A 17,055-nucleotide genomic window follows, 5' to 3' on the forward strand; every position below is an offset into this window, starting at 1 on the left:
CCGGTGAGGGCATGAAATACCGCCGCTACAGCGGCTAAAAGTGGCACGAGTGGAGAGATTCGAACTCCCATCAAAGGTTTTGGAGACCTCTATTCTACCCTTGAACTACACTCGTAAAGAACAATCCCGCCAACACTATTTGTCAAAGGGAGTGCAAAGGTACTCAACTTTCCGGACAAAACAAATCCGCTCCTGAAGTTTCAGGAGCGGATTGCCTCAATTATTAGTCAAAAGACTAAAATTAGTCAAGAATTTCGGTTACCTGACCGGCACCTACCGTACGGCCACCCTCACGGATAGCGAAGCGGAGGCCTTTCTCCATTGCCACCTTGTTGATAAGCTCAACCGTGATGGTGATGTTGTCGCCGGGCATTACCATTTCAACGCCCTCTGGGAGGGTGATGATGCCGGTAACGTCAGTGGTACGCAGGTAGAACTGCGGGCGGTAGTTGTTGAAGAACGGCGTGTGACGGCCACCTTCCTCTTTCGAGAGAACGTATACCTCAGCCTTAAACTTCAGGTGAGGAGTTACAGAACCGGGCTTGCAGATAACCATGCCGCGACGGATGGCTTCTTTTTCAATACCACGGAGCAACAGACCTACGTTATCACCGGCTTCGCCACGGTCCAGGATTTTGCGGAACATCTCCACACCCGTTACCGTCGACTTCAGGCCTTCAGCACCCATACCGAGGATGTCAACCTGCTCACCCGAGTTGATGATACCACGCTCAATACGACCGGTAGCAACCGTACCACGGCCCGTAATCGAGAACACGTCCTCAACAGGCATCAGGAAGGGCAGGTCGGTCAAACGAGCAGGAATCGGAATGAACGAGTCAACGGCAGCCATCAGCTCGTTGATTTTGGGAACCCAGTTGGCATCGCCGTTCAGGCCGCCCAGAGCCGAGCCCTGAATAACCGGAATGTTGTCGCCGTCGAAGTTGTAGAACGAGAGGAGTTCGCGGATTTCCATTTCCACCAACTCAAGCAGTTCGGGGTCATCCACCATGTCCACTTTGTTCATGAACACTACCAGCTGGGGAACACCTACCTGGCGGGCAAGCAGGATGTGCTCGCGGGTCTGGGGCATCGGTCCGTCGGTAGCAGCTACCACGAGGATAGCACCGTCCATCTGGGCGGCACCCGTTACCATGTTCTTCACATAGTCGGCGTGGCCGGGGCAGTCAACGTGTGCGTAGTGACGGTTAACCGTCGAATACTCTACGTGAGCGGTGTTGATGGTGATACCACGCTCTTTTTCCTCGGGGGCGTTGTCAATCGAGGAGAAGTCGCGCTTTTCAGCCAGGCCCTGGTTTGCTAGTACCATCGTGATGGCAGCGGTCAGGGTCGTCTTGCCGTGGTCAACGTGACCGATGGTGCCGATGTTTACGTGCGGCTTCGACCGGTCGAAATTTTCTTTAGCCATTGTAAAGAGTTGAGAAAAAGAGGGGAATTAAATTAAAAGCAAGTAGTCTATATGGCAAGAAAGCGAAACCCAGCTTGGGCCAATTCAGGCTTAGGTGCTGCGTATCGCTTTTCTTGCTGACTCGGTCTTAACCCCACACGTGGGGGGTCAGTTCCGTAACTGCTGAGCCATTTATGGGATTTGAACCCATGACCTCTTCCTTACCAAGGAAGTGCTCTACCACTGAGCTAAAACGGCTTATTCTATTTCTAAACTATTAGCTGGCAGCCATCGGCTACTAGCTTTTTTTAAGCCTCTGGCTAGAAGCTGGAAGCCACTAGCCAGAAAAAATGAGCGGGAGACGAGGTTCGAACCCGCGACCTGCAGCTTGGAAGGCTGCCGCTCTACCAGCTGAGCTACTCCCGCAGAAGGCGTAAAAATTTAAATGTGGGGGTAACAGGACTCGAACCTATGAACCCGAAGGAGGTGAGTTACAGTCACCCGCAATTGCCGCTATGCGATACCCCCATTTATAATCAAATCCGGTCGTTTACTGGAATTGAGACGCAAAAGTACGGGTTTTTCGGCAAGATGCAAGAGTAAGTTCAGAAAAAAGCACTTCCCTACCCCCTCTTTTTTACCCAGCCGCACGAAATTCAGTCAGCAGCAGCGGCTATTACTACTAGCCTCTTTGCTGGTTTACATTAAGTTATAAGCAGCTTTGAGACGCTCATCCGTTTCCTTGTTTTTTATGTCGAAAAGCACGTTTTTTAAATCCGGCTGGCTGGGTACAAGAGCCATCAGCCCTCGATATGCACCTAGTCGCACGAAGTATTGTGGGTGAGTACGGGCAATACTCTCCAATTTTTGCACTCCTTTCTCACGCTCGACTACGGGCACTTGGGTCATAAAACTTCCAAATGCCTGCAGGTAGGTGTAGAGGTCGATGTCGGTTAGGTCGGGGAGGCGGCGCAGGTACCAACCATACTGGTCGATGGTGCCCCGCTGGGCGTAGTAGCTGGCCAGCGCTACCAGCAGCGTCGAATTGGAAGTGTTATCCAGGGCTGCAATCTGAGAGCGGGCTACGAGGCTGGGCACCTTGGCCAGTGCATCGACAGCGCCGGCTTCGACCAGGTAGGAGCTGTCGCGTAGGGCGGCCTGATAGGTAGGGGCGTAGTTATCGTTGGGAAAGGAGGCGAGCGTGAGCAGAGCCTGGGAGCGCACGGCGCTGTGGGGGTCGGTAGTGGCGAGACGCTGGATTTCGGCTTTCACCGCGTTGGCACTGGGGCCGCGGTAGCCACGCAGGTGGTCGAGGGCGGAGCGACGCACAGCGAAGAAATTATCCGACAACGCGTTGCGCATCATGCCGCTCACGCCAAAGTCGGTGGTCTTGTTCTGGAGTTGGTCGAGCGACTCGTATTTCTGCAAGTAGTTCTGGGCGTGGTAGAACTGAAAAATCAGCTCATCCTGGGTACGCGCTTCATCAAGCTGCGCGAGGAGTTGACCTTCGCTGTCGAACTTCACCATAGTTGGCTTGTCGGCGGCCAAGAAGGAGAAAGTTTGGTCGGCTTTGGTGATAGTTATGCGGTGGTCGGTGGGCTTTTCCTTTTGCCAAACGGTCACGGTGACCGGCATGCGGAAGACGGGCTGGAACAGCGTATCCTGGGTTTGCTGCACGTGTAGCAGCACCTGGCCATTGCTGTAGCTGTGCGAGATTTTTAGCTCGGGGTGGCCGCGCTGCATAAACCACTGGTCGAAGAACCACATCAGGTCCTCACCCGTGGTTTCTTCAAAAGCGATGCGCAGCTTGCTTATTTCGACGGCAGTGTACTTGTTCTTGGTCAGGTAGTTGTTGAGGCCCGCGAAGAAGGCATCATCGCCGAGGTACTTGCGCAGCATGTGCAAAACCCTACCCCCCTTTTCGTAGGAGTGCCGGTCAAACATGTCCTCCCGGTTGGTGTAGTGGTAGCGGATGAGGGGCTCGCGCTTGGAGTCGGCCTCTTCGATGTAGTGCGCCAAGTCTTGCTGCTGCACTAGCGCGGCGGCATCGGCGCCGTACTTGAATTCGGCCCAGAGATACTGCGAGTAGTTGGCGAAGCTTTCGTTGAGGGGCAGGTTGCTCCACGACTCGCAGGTGACGTAGTCGCCGAACCAATGGTGAAATAACTCGTGGGCAATAATCGACTCCGAGGTTTCGTAGTTGGCATCGAGCAGCTCGCGGGAAGTAGCCTGAATGGCGGCGCCGTGCACCGTGGCGGTGGTATTTTCCATCGCGCCGCTCACGTAGTCGCGCACGGCTATCTGGGCGTATTTCTCCCATGGAAACTCCACCCCCAGCTTTTTGGAGTAAAAGTCCATCATCTCGGGCGTGCGGCCGAAGACGGCTTTGGCCGTGTTTTTATACTTGGGCTCGACGTAGTAGTCCACTGCTTTGCCGTGCCAGGTATCGGACACGACCGCAAAATCGCCCACGGCTAGCATGGTGAGGTAGGGCGCAGCGGGCAGGCTCTGGCGCCAGGTATCGGTGCGCGAGCCGTCGGGGTTCTTTTTGGACGCTACCAGCAGGCCATTCGACAGGGTTTTGAACTGGTCTTCTACCGTCATTGTGATTTCCTGCGTCATCCGCTGGTTGGGATGGTCGATAGTCGGAAACCAGCAGGAACTGCTCTGCGTCTCGCCCTGCGTCCAGATTTGGCGAGGCTTGCCCTCTTCCTTACCCAGCGGATTGATGAAGTACAAGCCTTTGTCGGAGGTGATAGCTTCGCTTCCCCCCGAGGGCAGTTCGTTGGGCTTGGCCACGTAGCTGATGCGTACCTGGTAGGTCTGCTCGCGGGGGTAGGCGTGGTCGAGGGTGATGGCTAGCTGCCGGCCATCGTACTTGTATATCAGCGTTTTGGGGGTTTTGGCTCCTAGCAGCTGCACGCTCTTAACATCGAAGCCGCGGGCATCGAGTACCACTGTGCCCTGCGGGTAGAAGTGCGGATGCAGCGTGAGCACGGCCGTGCCCAGCAAATGCTGGTGCGCGTAGTCAAACCGCACGTCGAGCTTGGTATCGACTACATCGGTTACTTGCGGGGCAGCGGGGTGAATCGGGGCGGCGGGGGGCAGCCACGAAGGCACCGTGATGCCCGAAGACACTGCCGGGGCTGGTTCCGTCGGCGAAGTACTTTCAGATTTTTTATGGGTAGTCTCAGCTGACTTCCTACGGGATGCCTTACTCTGGCCACCGGCCGACTGGCTCAAGGCCGGCAACACGGTGAGCGCACAAAGAATAAAGCTGCTAAAAAAAGAGTATCGCATGCAAGGGGCAGACCGCGGGTAGAGCCGGCAAGTTCCGACGAAATTAAGATTCACCTTACCTTTATCCCCGCTTCGGCCAGCAGGGCCAGCCTCTATATGCTGCATATTAGCCTTGGCCCAGCGCACAACTGGGAGGTGGACTTTCGGGCCATCGATTCCGTCACGCTCAACAATCAGCCGTTTGCCTGGGACCTTGTGGCCCTTGGCGAGGGGCGCTTCCACGTGCTGCACGGCGGGCGCTCTTACTCGGCTGAGGTGCTGACCGCCGACTACGCCACCAAAACCTTCGCGCTGAAAATCAACGGCCAGCATATAGAGTTGCAGGCGAAAGACCGGTTCGACCAACTGCTCGACCGCTTGGGCTTCAGCGCCGCCAACACGGCCAAAATCAACGAGCTAAAGGCCCCAATGCCTGGTCTTATTATCGACATTCGGGTGCAGCCCGGCCAGGCCGTGCAGAAGGGTGACCCGCTGCTAGTACTGGAGGCGATGAAGATGGAAAATATTTTAAAAGCGCCCACCGACTGCGTTATCGGCAGCATCAAAGTGGACCTGCGCGCCAACGTTACCAAGGGCCAGGTGCTCGTGCAGTTTGCATAGCCCTACCCCTACCCTACTCACTTTTTCTACTCCCACATTTTGACCTACCAGCGAATACTTCTCAAACTCAGCGGCGAAGCCCTGATGGGACAGCAGCAATACGGCATCGATGCCGAGCGCCTGATGCAGTACGCCACCGAAATTAAGGCCGTGGCCGCACAAGGCATTCAAGTAGCGGTAGTGATTGGAGGCGGCAATATTTTCCGCGGGGTGCAGGCCGAGCAGTTTGGCCTCGACCGCGTGCAGGGCGACTACATGGGTATGCTGGCCACGGTTATCAACTCGATGGCGCTGCAAAGCGCCCTCGAAAAGATGGAAGTGCCCACGCGCCTGCTTTCGGGCCTCACCATTCAGCGGGTGTGCGAGCCGTATATCCGTCGCCGGGCGGTGCGCCACCTCGAGAAGGGCCGCGTGGTGATTTTTGGCGCCGGCATTGGCTCGCCCTACTTCACCACCGACTCGGCCGCCTCGCTGCGCGCCATCGAGATTGAGGCCGATGTAGTGCTGAAAGGCACCCGCGTGAACGGCATTTACACCGCCGACCCGGAGAAGGACCCGACCGCCACCCGCTACGCCGAAATCACGTTTGAGGAAGTGATGGCCAAGAACCTGAACGTGATGGACATGACGGCCTTCACGCTTTGCAAGGAGAATAACCTGCCCATCATCGTTTTCGACATGAATACGCCCGGCAACCTGGAGCGGCTCATTGCCGGCGAAAACCTCGGCACGCTCGTCACGATGGGTGGCCCTGCTCAGCCTGCCCGCGCGGGTGCCCCTACCCCCGTACTCGACGCCAAGCGCGGCGGCCTGCAGCCTGCACTAAACAACCAGCCGGAACAAGCCTGATTCAGTTGACGGTTAGAAAGTACAGGTTGGAAACTTGGTGGCCAAGACTAGAATTTTGCAGCCCTGGCTCACCCGTAGCTCCTGACCATTAACTCTCATCTTTTAACTCTTAACTTTTTTTAAGAAGTGGACGAAGAAATTCAATTTTACCTCAGCGACGCGGAGGAATCGATGGGCAAGGCCATTGCCCACGTGGGCGTAGAAATGGGCCGTATTCGGGCCGGTAAGGCCTCGCCGGCCATGCTCGACGGCTTACGCGTGGATTATTACGGTACGCCTACCCCCGTATCGCAGATTGCTAATATTTCGGCACCAGACCCGCGCTCGCTGCTCATCAAGCCCTGGGAGAAGAACATGGTGAGCGAGGTGGCCAAGGCTATCAAAAACAGCGACCTGGGCCTGAACCCCATTGCCGACGCCGACGGCGTGCGCCTCAACATTCCGCCTATGACCGAGGAGCGGCGCCGCGACCTCGTGAAGCAAGCGAAGAATGAAGCCGAAAGCGGCAAAGTGCGCGTGCGCGGCATCCGCAAGGATGTGAACGAGGCCCTGCGCAAGCTGCAAAAAGACGGCGCCCCCGAGGATGCCGTGAAAGATGCCGAAGCCAAGGTGCAGAAGTACACAGACGGGCACATTGCCGAAGTTGACAAGCTCTTTACCAAGAAGGAATCGGAGATTATGACCATCTGAGGTCCCTACCCCTCTCTACCGAGCCGGCCCCGCCACTTCCTATGCTGGAAGTAGCGGGGCCGGCTTAGTTAGCGGAACTTCTTAGCGGTAATAGCCCTGGGCCATAATTTCCCGCTCGACGGCTGCTGGCACTAAGTAGCGGATGCTCTGCTCTTCCCGAATACTCTGGCGGATGAATGTGGCGGAGATATCGAGCAACGGCGCAGCTACCACGCGAGCGCGGGGGTAGGGCGCCAAATCGGGCAGCGCCGTGCCGGGCCGGGGATACACATACAGGTCGAACTCTTGGGTGAGGCGGTCGGCCGCGCGCCAGCGTAGCAGGCCCGTGAGGTTGTCGGCGCCCATCAGCAGCACAAACTCGTGGCTGGGATGGCGCGCCCGCAAGGCATCCAGCGTCACGATGGTGTAGCTGGGGCGGGGTAGGGACAGCTCAATGGCTTCGGCGCGCAGGCGCGGGTTATCAGCTACGGCTAACTCCAAGAGGGCTAGGCGCTGGGCCTCGGGTAGCAGCTCATCGCCTACCTTGAAAGGGCTCTGCGGCGATACTACCAGCCAGACTTCGGCCAAATCGGTGCGCGTAGCAAAGTGCTCGGCCAAAATGAGGTGGCCGGTGTGCACCGGGTTGAAGGAGCCAAACAGCAGCCCTACGCGGCGGGAAGCCTCGGGGCTAACGGGCGTCATACTACTTCGGGCGCGGCGTCTTGTGCTACGAAATCACGCACTAGCTGCTCGGCGTGGGCCACGGCCTCTTCGAGATTGTCGTTGACAACCGTCACGTCAAACTTATCCTCGAAGGCAAGCTCAAACGTGGCTTTATACACCCGCGAAGAAATGCTGGAAGTAGAGTCCGTAGCCCGCGCCGTAAGGCGTTCGGCCAGTGCCTCGATGGATGGTGGCCGCACAAACACGGCCAGCGCCCGGTCTTTATAAAAGTCCTTGATGCTCAAGCCGCCTTTCACGTCTACATCGAGAATGGCGTGCTGGCCGTTGGCCCAGATGCGCTCAATCTCCGATTTTAGCGTGCCGTAGAATGCGCCTTCGTACACCTCCTCCCACTCCACAAACTCGTCGTGGCGGATTTTATCCTGAAAATCCGCCACGGAGATGAAGTGGTAGTCTTTGCCATTGACCTCGGCGCGCCCGCGGCGGTCGCGGGTGCAAGCGGAGATGGAAAAGCTCAGCTTAGGGATTAACCCCATGAGCCGGTGCACGATAGTCGTCTTACCCGCTCCCGAAGGAGCTGAGAATACAATGATTTTGCCCTGCATAGGGCTGCAAAGCTAGGCTATTTCGGCGTGCAAACGCGCCATGATGGCGTGCGGCAGGGCCGAAGGCACAGCACGGCGGCCTACTTTCTGGTTAAGAAAGCCGATAAAAACCTGCTGCTTCTTGATATCTTCGAAGCAGGGCGAGCAGTCTTCGCCGTGGTGAATGAGGTAATCCTCATCTTCTTCAGTCAGGACCCGTCCCTCGAGAAGTTGGTCAAGTACAATGTTCACGCGGTCGCAGTCGGGGGCGTTGGCCAGCGGGGAGGCTGAAACAAGGGGGGCCGACAGATTGGTTGTAGTAGCGGTAGCTTCCATGAGCGAAACGGGAACAGGGTCTTAGCCTGGGGTTAAATGGTGAAGAAAAAATTAAGTATTTTCGTCGTCGTGTTCGGCGTCATTAACTATGTCCTGTGAGGCATCGTTCCCGTAACCCATCGAGGAAGCATATTTTTCCAGCTTATCCTTGAGAAAATTGCGGGCCCGGTGCAGGCGCGAGCGCACCGTACCAATCGGAATATCGAGCACCTTGGCCATCTCCTCATAGGTGAAGCCTTCGAGGTCGCACAAGATGATAACGGTCCGAAAATCAACAGGTAGCGAATTCAAAGCGCTGGCTACCTCGTCGCCAATCAGGTCGCGGGTCGACTGCTGGCGCATGTCCGATGAGGAGGCGCCGGTGTCGGCATCGCCTTCTACTTCATCGGGGTTATAATATCCTTCAACTTCGCTGTAATCAACCTTGGCGGGTTGCTTGCTTTTCTTCCGAAAATCGTTGATAAACGAGTTTTTCAGGATGCGAAAAAGCCACGCCTTGGCATTAGTACCAGGCTCGAAGTACTCAAAAAAGCGGTACGCCTTGAGGTAGGTTTCCTGCACCAGGTCGTTGGCGTCGTCTTCGTCGAGCGTGAGGCGATAGGCGAAGTTGTAGAGCGGGTCGAGCACGGGCATCAACTCGGCCTGAAAGCGCCGGTCTTTTTCCTCTTTGCTCAGCTTCACCCGTTCGGGAGAGTCACTCATAATAGTAGATAGGGCGGCGGTAAGATTTGGCAGTTGGGCAAAAGTAAGACCGGACAGCAGCGATTAAGTTAGCTGATTGGCCGAATAGCCTAACGTAACTGAACCAATTTTGTGCTAATGAGCATACGATGAAACTACTTACGGGAGCAAGGAGCTGCTAGTTTGCCCGCAATGGCTGCCAGTGGGCAATTTGAGCGGCTACTGTGGCGGCCGCAATCGCTTTTATGCAGGTGCAGGTGGCCGGTTGCGTGCGGCAGTCCTGGCAATCGGGCCGGTCAAACACCAAATAGCCGGCGTGCGGCCCGAGCGGCCCCCAACGGCCAGGGTGCATAGGTTTTATTGGTGGGTATAGCCCCAGTGCGTGGCGGCCCAGCGCCGCGGCCAGGTGCAGGGGCCCGGTGCTACCCGCCACCAGCCCATCGGCCGCCGCAATGAAGGCAATAAACTCGGGTAGGTCGAGCTGCCCGGTGAGGTCGGCCGCCAGGAAGGCGGCGTTTTCGCGCAGCCACTCGGCCAGCTCATTGCCCTCGGCAGCCGTGCCGCTGATAAAAACCCGGTGCCCCGCCGCGTGCAGCAGCCGGGCCAACTGGCCGAAGTGCGGCAAGCCCCACTCGCGGGCGCTACCCCGGCTGCGCGGGTGCAGGATAATGTTTAGCTGGCCCGGCTGCCGCGCGGCCAGTAGCTGCTGCCACTGCGGGCGCAACGGTACGGCAGGCCGTAGCCGCACCAGCGCAGCCACTTCAGCCAAGGTGAGGGGGGTAGGGCAACCCAGCGGCACCAGTAGCTGCATGTTGAGCTGGGCCTCGTGCAGGGGCGAGTGGCGGCGGCTGAGGCCCACCAGCCGGTTGCAGGTGAGCCAGTGAAACAGCCGGTTGCGCGTGCCGATGCGCACCGGAATGCCCGCTTGCTTTGCTAGCCTGGCCAGCTGCTTATTCGGGAAAACGTGGATGATAGCGGCTGCCGCGTAGGCTTGCAGGCGCGTTACCTGCGCGGCGGGGGGTAGGGCCAGCAGTTCATCCAGGCTTAGAAACTCATCCGTCCAGGGGCAGGCAGCGGCCACGGCGGCCGTGTAGCTGCGCCCGATGAGCACCACCCGGCAGCCGGCGTAGTGCTGCTTGAGCCAGCCGGCCACGGGCAACGTTAGCACTACATCGCCGATAGCATCGGGGCGCGAGACGAGGAAGGTCTGGCTCATACGGCGGGAGCGTTTTGGGTGCCGGTTTTCAGCTTCGCGAACTTCAGAAACACTCCCCAGGCTGAGATGGCCGCGATACTCAGCCCCGCAAAGCCATCCAGAAAGCCCAGCCGAAACACGTAGCCATGCACAAATTTCCAGAGTGGCTTCAGGAGCAAATGAAACAGCGTTACCCGCGTTTTGCCGCGTAGCGCCAGCTCCTGCGCCGTGATGCTGGTGAATTTATTGAGCTGGCTGATGTGCTGCGCAATGGAATGGTAGGAGTAGTGTAGCGCATCGCCGGTGAGCTGGCCGGTCGTCTGGCCAAGCTGCACCTCGTAGCGCTCGTGCAGCAGCAGGCCCTGCCAGCGGCCCAGGCGGCGGTCGTAAAGGCGCAGCTTGCGGTCGGGGTACCAGCCGCCGTGGCGCACCCAGGTGCCGCAGTAATTGGTGAGGCGCGCCAGCGAGTACGCCGCGTGCTGCCAGTTAGCCTTTACTACCCCAATGCTGTGGCGCAGCTCTGCGGTCAGCACTTCATCAGCATCAAGCTGCAGGATGTGGTCGAACTTGGCCTGGTCGGTGGCAAAGTTTTTTTGCTCAACGTAGCCCGCGAAGGCGTGCTGCACCACCCGCGCGCCGTGTAAGCGGCAGATTTCCACGGTGCGGTCGGTCGAAAACGAATCGACTACGAGCACTTCATCAGCCACATTGCCCAGCGCTTGCAGGCAGCGGGCAATATTAGCCTCTTCGTTGAAAGTGATGATGACGATGGAAAGCGCAGGCACGGACACATTAAAAAGCACTGGCAAAGGTAGGCGGCGCGGCCAAGCCGCAAATTTGCTTGCCGGCGCCTACTCCCTTCCTTTTTGCTAACCTCTTTAAATCATTTTAATAGCTGCATGAGTTTGCGCTGGGCCACTGCTTAGCCGCGCTGCCCAGGCCAGTTGAAAAGCATAGGAACTAGCGTAAATCTGGCATTGGCTTACCTTCAACTGGCTACTCACGTATAGCCACGCTACTTCATCAACGAAATTTATGGCTGACTTACAAGACAAAATCATGCTCGTTACGGGGGCTACCTCGGGCATTGGCGAAATCACGGCGCGCGAGTTGGCGCGGCAGGGCGCGCACGTCATCATTCTGGCCCGCAACCGCAGCAAGGCCGAGCGAACGCAGCGCGACATCATTGCGGCCACGGGCAATGAGCGGGTCGATGTCGTGCTGGCCGACCTGTCGGTGCTGCAACAAGTGCGCGACGTAGCGGCCCAACTGCACGACAAGTACCCGCGCCTCGACGTGCTGGTAAATAATGCCGGCCTCATGTTTGGGGCCAAGCGCGAAGTATCGGCCGATGGCTACGAGATGACGCTGGCCACCAATCACCTGGGGCCATTTTTACTCACCAGCCTGCTCTTTGACCTGTTGCAAAAAAGCCCGGCCGCCCGCATCGTCAACGTAGCCTCGATGGCATACCGCTTTTCCAAGCCCACGCTCGATGATATTCAGTCGGAGCGCTCGTACAGCGCCATGTGGGAGTATGGCACCACCAAGCTCTGGAATATTATGTTCACGCAGGAGCTGGCCAAGCGGCTGCGCGCGCATGGCATCACGAACGTAACGACTAACTCGCTGCACCCCGGCGCAGTGGCTACGGGCTACGGCAAGCAGTCGGGCGGCTGGCTGTCGGCCGTGCTAGCCTTGGGCCGGCCCTTTATGCTTTCGCCCGAAAAGGGAGCCGAAACCAGCATCTTCCTGGCCTCAAATGAGGGGGTAGGGACTACCAGCGGCGGCTATTTCAGCAAGAAGAAGCCGGAGCCAGTGAATAGCAGCTTTAACACGGCGGCCAATAACCAGCGGCTGTGGGCCATGAGCGAAGAGCTAACGGGCACTAAGTTTTTGGACTAAACTTCCCCTTGCCCAGCTATGCCACACCACAAAAAAGGTCCCGCCAGCGCAATGCTGGCGGGACCTTTTTTATAGGTATTTCGAGGCTTAGTAACGATACAGGTCCGACTTGAACGGGCCTTCAACCGGCACCTTGATGTAGTCGGCTTGCTTGGACGTAAGCTCGTCCAGCTCAACGCCGATTTTGGCGAGATGTAGGCGGGCTACTTTCTCGTCGAGATGCTTAGGCAAGGTGTATACCTGGTTTTCGTACTGGTCGGCGTGCTGCCACAGCTCTAGCTGGGCCAGCGTCTGGTTGGTGAACGAATTCGACATTACAAACGACGGGTGGCCAGTGGCGCAGCCCAAGTTCACCAAGCGGCCTTCGGCCAGAATGATAACCTCTTTGCCGTCAATATTATAGATATCAACCTGCGGCTTCACCGTGTCTTTGGTATGGCCGTAGTTTTTGTTTAACCAAGCCATGTCGATTTCATCATCGAAGTGGCCAATGTTGCAAACAATCGCCTTATCCTTCAAGCTGCGGAAGTGGCTCTCGGTGAGAATGTCGCAGTTGCCGGTAGCGGTAATCACGATGTCAGCCTCCTTCACGGCATTGCTGAGCTTCTTCACGGCATAGCCATCCATTGCGGCCTGCAAGGCACAGATGGGGTCAATCTCGGTTACGATAACGCGGGCACCAGCGCCGCTGAGCGAGGCAGCAGTGCCCTTTCCTACGTCGCCGTAGCCAGCTACTACGGCCACCTTACCGGCCATCATTACGTCGGTAGCGCGGCGAATAGCGTCCACGGCCGACTCTTTGCAGCCGTATTTGTTATCAAACTTCGACTTCGTTACCGAGTCGTTCACGTTGAACGCGGGGAAGGACAGCGAACCGTTCTTCACCCGCTCGATGAGACGCAGTACGCCAGTCGTGGTTTCCTCGCTCACGCCTTTGATGCCAGCAGCCATTTCGGGGAACTGGTTGAGCACCATATTAGTGAGGTCGCCACCGTCGTCCAGAATCATGTTCAGGGGCTGGTGTTCCTCGCCAAAAAACAGCGTCTGCTCGATGCACCAGTTAAATTCCTCCTCGGTCATGCCCTTCCAGGCATACACCGGGATGCCGGCGGCAGCGATAGCCGCAGCAGCGTGGTCCTGGGTCGAGAAGATATTGCACGACGACCACGTAACGTCGGCACCGAGCACGATGAGCGTCTCGATAAGCACGGCCGTTTGAATGGTCATGTGCAGGCAGCCAGCAATGCGGGCACCTTTGAGGGGCTGGCTGGGCCCAAACTCTTCGCGCAGTGACATCAGGCCGGGCATTTCGGCTTCGGCCAGGCGAATTTCCTTGCGGCCCCACTCGGCCAGGCTAAGGTCTTTTACTTTATAGGGAACGTAGGTCGTAGGCTTGGTCGCTACCATAATGAGTTTGCAAATGAAAGGTCTTGCTTTTTAACCACAAAGATAACGCTTTGTTTGGGTGTTGGGTCGGTATACACACTGCCTATCTTTGCCGGCTATTACGATACCTTTTATTTATTATGAGCCACGCAATTCATTGGTTAGCAACATCTTTTTTAGCAGTTAGCATGGCGGCTGGCACCCAGGCAGCCCAGGCACAACAAGTTGAGCCGGCTACTATCCGGCTCCTGCCCGAAGACCAGGAACGCGGCCAGTACGGCCACCAGCAAAATTTTTACTTCCTACCCCCTGGCAAAACAGGCGAGGACTACCAGAATGCTGGCTTCTTCGGCGGCAAGCTGCGGCCCTACCTCGCGGGCAATACGTCGGCACTCGGCGAGCTAAATAACTACAAGCGCCAAAAAACGCTGTTCCTGGCAGATAAAGTGCTGCTGGTGGGCGCGGTTGGCTTATATGGGTCGCAGGTATTCAGCCACGGCGACCCGGTGTATTTTAATGGCGCACAGCAGGCAGCGGCCGGCGTAGCGCTGGTTAGCTTGCTGGCGACGATTTTTATTAATCGCCACACCAATGAGTACTTGAAGCAGGCAGTTGATAACTACAACACCGTGCTGCCGGGTACGCATGGCACCTTGTGGCCCAAGTTGCGGCCCACCAGCGTAGGAGTAGCCGCGCTTGGTGGCCGGCCGGGCCTCGCACTGCGCTGGCAGCTCTAAGTAGGCTGGGGTGCCCGCGCCCTACCCCCTCAGTTCGGCTCGGTGTTCAATTATGAGCAGCGAGTGCACCAGCTCACCCTTTTTTCCGTTAGTAGCTGCACAATGGAGTTTCCTTTACCCGAGGCGGCCCGGCGCTACGTGGCTGCCCACCTGCACGACGACCCGGCTCATCTGGCTCTGCAAGCCCGCCGCCATCCTCACCTGCCAGTGCCCGAGCTGGTCCGCCAGATTCAGGCCCGCCAAAAAGCCCGCGGCAAGCTACCCACCTGGGCCGATAACCAGGAGCTGATTTTTCCGCCCGCGCTTTCGGTCGAGCAGGCTTCTTCAGAGCGCACGGCTACTTACAAAGCGGCGCTGGTGGCTGGGGCCAACAGCCTGGCCGACCTCACCGGCGGCTTTGGAGCCGACGCGGCGCATTTTGCTGCCGTGGTTGACCAGGTGGACTACGTGGAGCGCGATGCCCATTTGGCCGCCGTGGTGGCGTACAACCTGGACCAGCTGGGCATTAGCAACATTGCTACCCATACGGGTGACGCGGCGGCGTTTCTCAAGCAACGCGACCGGCAGTTCGACTGGCTATATCTCGACCCGGCCCGGCGCGACAAAAAGGGTGGCAAAGCTTTCAAGCTGGCTGACTGCGAGCCCGATGTACCGCGCCTCCTACCCCTGCTGCTGCGCCACGCGCCGCGCATCTTACTCAAAACCTCGCCGATGCTTGATATCGAGCTAGCTATTCAGGAGCTGAAGCATGTGCGGCGGCTCTGGGTAGTGGCCGTTGAGAATGAGGTAAAAGAAGTTTTATACGAGTTGGGCGAGGAGCCCGCCGTAGACCCTGAGCGCTTGGCCGTGAACCTGCGCCGCGATGGCAGCCAGCAGGAGTTTCGCCTCAACCGGGCCCGCGAGGCCCGCGCCGTGCCGCGCTACGCCGAGGCGCAGCAGTATCTATACGAACCCAACGCCGCCATTCTCAAGGCCGGCGCTTTCAAAAGCATTGGCTCGGCCTTTGAGCTGCTTAAGCTGCAACAGCACAGTCACCTCTATACCAGCCAGGACTTGCGAGCCGATTTTCCGGGCCGGATTTTCAAAATTCTGGCTACGGAGAAAGCCGACGGCCCTGCTCTCAAAACCCACCTCGGGCCGGAGGGAAGGGCGCACGTTACGACGCGTAATTTCCCTGAGTCGGTAGCCGATTTTCGGCGGCACACGGGCATCAGAGAGGGCGGCGACATTTATTTATTTGCGACCACCGACTTGCGCGGCCGCTTCGTGGTGCTGGTGTGCGAGAAGCTACCCGCGCCCGCTTAGGGGCTCAAGGCACGCTTGGTCAGGATTTAATGAGTAGTTTTGCAGCCCGCCCGCCCGCGCCCCTTATCCGGCCCGACGGGCGGGTTTTTTGTTTGTCTAGCCCTTTGCCATGCCCTATCTGTTCACTTCCGAATCGGTTTCGGAAGGCCACCCCGATAAAGTTGCCGACCAGATTTCCGACGCTATCCTCGACGACTTTTTGCGCCAAGACCCTGCCGCTAAAGTTGCCTGCGAAACGCTCGTTACCACTGGCCTCGTCGTTATCGCCGGCGAAGTAAAATCTTCCGCTTACGTCGATGTGCAAAGCATTGCCCGCGACGTTATCCGCCGCATCGGCTACACCAAGGCCGAGTATAAGTTTGAGGCCGAAAGCTGCGGCATCCTGTCGGCGCTGCACGAGCAGTCGCCCGACATCAACCAGGGGGTAGTGCGTCAGGCTCCGGAGGAGCAGGGCGCCGGCGACCAGGGCATGATGTTCGGCTATGCCACCAACGAGACGGCCAACTACATGCCCCTGGCCCTCGACCTATCGCACAGTCTGCTGCAGGAGCTGGCCGCCATCCGCAAGGGGGGTAAGGAAATGACGTACCTGCGGCCCGACGCCAAGAGCCAGGTCACGATTCGCTACTCCGATGACCACCGGCCCGAGGCCATCGAGGCCATCGTTATCAGCACCCAACACGACGACTTCGACCCGTCGGAAGAAGTGATGCTGGCCCGCATCAACGAGGATGTTATCAACCTGCTCATTCCGCGCGTAAAGGCCAACCTCTCGCCCGATGTGCAGGCGCTGTTCACGGGCGATATCAAGCACCACATCAACCCAACGGGTAAGTTTGTTATCGGCGGCCCGCACGGCGACTCGGGCCTGACGGGCCGCAAAATCATCGTGGATACCTACGGCGGCAAAGGTGCCCACGGCGGCGGTGCTTTCTCGGGCAAAGACTCCAGTAAAGTGGACCGCTCCGCGGCCTACGCCACCCGCCACATCGCCAAAAACCTGGTGGCGGCCGGCGTGGCCGACCAGGTATTGGTGCAGGTGGCCTACGCCATCGGCGTGGCTAAGCCCGTCGGCCTCTACGTAACTACTTACGGCACCACAAAAGCCAAAAATGCAGCCGGCCAGCCCCTAACCGATGGCGAAATCGCGGACAAAGTAAACGAGCTGTTTGACCTGCGCCCCTACGCCATCGTGGAGCGCCTGGGCCTGCGCAACCCCATTTTTGGCCAAACGGCTGCCTACGGCCACATGGGCCGCCAGCCCGGCACCGTGACGGTGAAGATGAAAGACGGCGAAGACAAAACGTTTGAAACCTTCACTTGGGAAAAGCTTGACTACGTGGGCCAGATTAAGGCCGCTTTCAAGCTCTAGTATTTTTCTTAGCAATAGAAAAGCCCTGGCCGCGCAATGCGGCC

General features: G+C 58.0%; 16 protein-coding genes and 4 tRNA genes. 7 read left to right on the top strand and 13 right to left on the bottom strand.

Annotation, left to right across the window (positions count from 1 at the left end; all coding sequences use genetic code 11):
* Positions 1–41: 41 nt before the first annotated feature.
* The 6 genes from E4631_RS12345 to E4631_RS12370 all read right to left on the bottom strand — a co-directional run bounded on the left by E4631_RS12345 (position 42) and on the right by E4631_RS12370 (position 4,546).
* Positions 42–115, bottom strand: a tRNA-Trp gene (locus E4631_RS12345).
* Positions 116–241: 126 nt separating this feature from the next.
* Entirely contained in the window at positions 242–1,429 is a 1,188-nt protein-coding gene (gene tuf / locus E4631_RS12350; RefSeq protein ID WP_133656884.1) for an elongation factor Tu, read from the bottom strand.
* Positions 1,430–1,594: 165 nt separating this feature from the next.
* A tRNA-Thr gene (locus tag E4631_RS12355) sits at positions 1,595–1,666 on the bottom strand.
* A gap of 95 nt (positions 1,667–1,761) precedes the next feature.
* Positions 1,762–1,834, bottom strand: a tRNA-Gly gene (locus E4631_RS12360).
* A 22-nt stretch (positions 1,835–1,856) separates the two neighbouring features.
* Positions 1,857–1,936: transfer RNA gene (locus tag E4631_RS12365), tRNA-Tyr, on the bottom strand.
* A gap of 171 nt (positions 1,937–2,107) precedes the next feature.
* Positions 2,108–4,546: a M1 family metallopeptidase gene (locus tag E4631_RS12370; RefSeq protein WP_240734851.1), complete on the bottom strand. Its 2,439-nt coding sequence runs from the start codon at positions 4,544–4,546 to the stop codon at positions 2,108–2,110.
* A 258-nt stretch (positions 4,547–4,804) separates the two neighbouring features.
* Here E4631_RS12370 and E4631_RS12375 point away from each other — a divergent pair, with 258 nt between their 5' ends.
* From E4631_RS12375 to frr, 3 genes are all read left to right on the top strand, one after another.
* A complete protein-coding gene (locus tag E4631_RS12375; RefSeq protein ID WP_133656882.1) occupies positions 4,805–5,308 on the top strand; it encodes a biotin/lipoyl-containing protein in 504 nt (167 codons plus the stop codon).
* Positions 5,309–5,347: 39 nt separating this feature from the next.
* Positions 5,348–6,157, top strand: a complete 810-nt coding sequence (pyrH, locus tag E4631_RS12380) for a UMP kinase (protein WP_133656881.1) — start codon at positions 5,348–5,350, stop codon at positions 6,155–6,157.
* A gap of 126 nt (positions 6,158–6,283) precedes the next feature.
* On the top strand, positions 6,284–6,847 hold the full coding sequence (gene frr, locus E4631_RS12385; RefSeq protein ID WP_133656880.1) for a ribosome recycling factor: 564 nt from the start codon (positions 6,284–6,286) through the stop codon (positions 6,845–6,847).
* An 81-nt stretch (positions 6,848–6,928) separates the two neighbouring features.
* Here the strand turns inward: frr and nadD are convergent, their stop codons facing one another.
* From nadD to E4631_RS12415, 6 genes are all read right to left on the bottom strand, one after another.
* On the bottom strand, positions 6,929–7,528 hold the full coding sequence (gene nadD, locus E4631_RS12390; protein ID WP_133656879.1) for a nicotinate (nicotinamide) nucleotide adenylyltransferase: 600 nt from the start codon (positions 7,526–7,528) through the stop codon (positions 6,929–6,931).
* Positions 7,525–8,115 carry a guanylate kinase gene (gene gmk, locus E4631_RS12395; protein ID WP_133656878.1) on the bottom strand — a complete coding sequence of 197 codons (591 nt, stop codon included), beginning with the start codon at positions 8,113–8,115 and terminating at the stop codon, positions 7,525–7,527. Before gmk ends, nadD begins: the two co-directional genes overlap by 4 nt.
* Before the next feature lie 12 nt (positions 8,116–8,127).
* Positions 8,128–8,430: a hypothetical protein gene (locus E4631_RS12400; protein WP_133656877.1), complete on the bottom strand. Its 303-nt coding sequence runs from the start codon at positions 8,428–8,430 to the stop codon at positions 8,128–8,130.
* Between the two features lie 51 nt (positions 8,431–8,481).
* Positions 8,482–9,132, bottom strand: a complete 651-nt coding sequence (locus E4631_RS12405) for a sigma-70 family RNA polymerase sigma factor (protein ID WP_133656876.1) — start codon at positions 9,130–9,132, stop codon at positions 8,482–8,484.
* 157 nt (positions 9,133–9,289) lie between these two features.
* Positions 9,290–10,327, bottom strand: a complete 1,038-nt coding sequence (locus tag E4631_RS12410) for a glycosyltransferase family 9 protein (protein ID WP_133656875.1) — start codon at positions 10,325–10,327, stop codon at positions 9,290–9,292.
* Positions 10,324–11,091, bottom strand: coding sequence for a glycosyltransferase family 2 protein (locus tag E4631_RS12415; protein ID WP_133656874.1), 768 nt, complete (start codon positions 11,089–11,091; stop codon positions 10,324–10,326). The genes E4631_RS12410 and E4631_RS12415 overlap by 4 nt, the downstream gene beginning before the upstream one ends.
* 250 nt (positions 11,092–11,341) lie before the next feature.
* On the opposite strand from E4631_RS12415, the gene E4631_RS12420 reads away from it, so the two are divergent.
* A complete protein-coding gene (locus tag E4631_RS12420; protein WP_133656873.1) occupies positions 11,342–12,211 on the top strand; it encodes an SDR family NAD(P)-dependent oxidoreductase in 870 nt (289 codons plus the stop codon).
* 87 nt (positions 12,212–12,298) lie between these two features.
* Here the strand turns inward: E4631_RS12420 and ahcY are convergent, their stop codons facing one another.
* The gene (gene ahcY, locus E4631_RS12425; protein ID WP_133656872.1) at positions 12,299–13,618 is read right to left on the bottom strand and encodes an adenosylhomocysteinase; all 1,320 of its coding nucleotides are present in this window, start codon (positions 13,616–13,618) and stop codon (positions 12,299–12,301) included.
* A 167-nt stretch (positions 13,619–13,785) separates the two neighbouring features.
* Between ahcY and E4631_RS12430 the strand changes: the two genes are divergently transcribed.
* From E4631_RS12430 to metK, 3 genes are all read left to right on the top strand, one after another.
* Positions 13,786–14,334 carry a hypothetical protein gene (locus E4631_RS12430; protein WP_133656871.1) on the top strand — a complete coding sequence of 183 codons (549 nt, stop codon included), beginning with the start codon at positions 13,786–13,788 and terminating at the stop codon, positions 14,332–14,334.
* 102 nt (positions 14,335–14,436) lie between these two features.
* Positions 14,437–15,639: a class I SAM-dependent methyltransferase gene (locus E4631_RS12435; RefSeq protein WP_133656870.1), complete on the top strand. Its 1,203-nt coding sequence runs from the start codon at positions 14,437–14,439 to the stop codon at positions 15,637–15,639.
* Positions 15,640–15,748: 109 nt separating this feature from the next.
* Positions 15,749–17,011: a methionine adenosyltransferase gene (gene metK, locus E4631_RS12440; protein WP_133656869.1), complete on the top strand. Its 1,263-nt coding sequence runs from the start codon at positions 15,749–15,751 to the stop codon at positions 17,009–17,011.
* The last annotated feature ends 44 nt before the right edge of the window (positions 17,012–17,055 follow it).

Source organism: Hymenobacter sp. UV11 (genome assembly GCF_004684095.1).
Lineage (GTDB): Bacteria > Bacteroidota > Bacteroidia > Cytophagales > Hymenobacteraceae > Hymenobacter.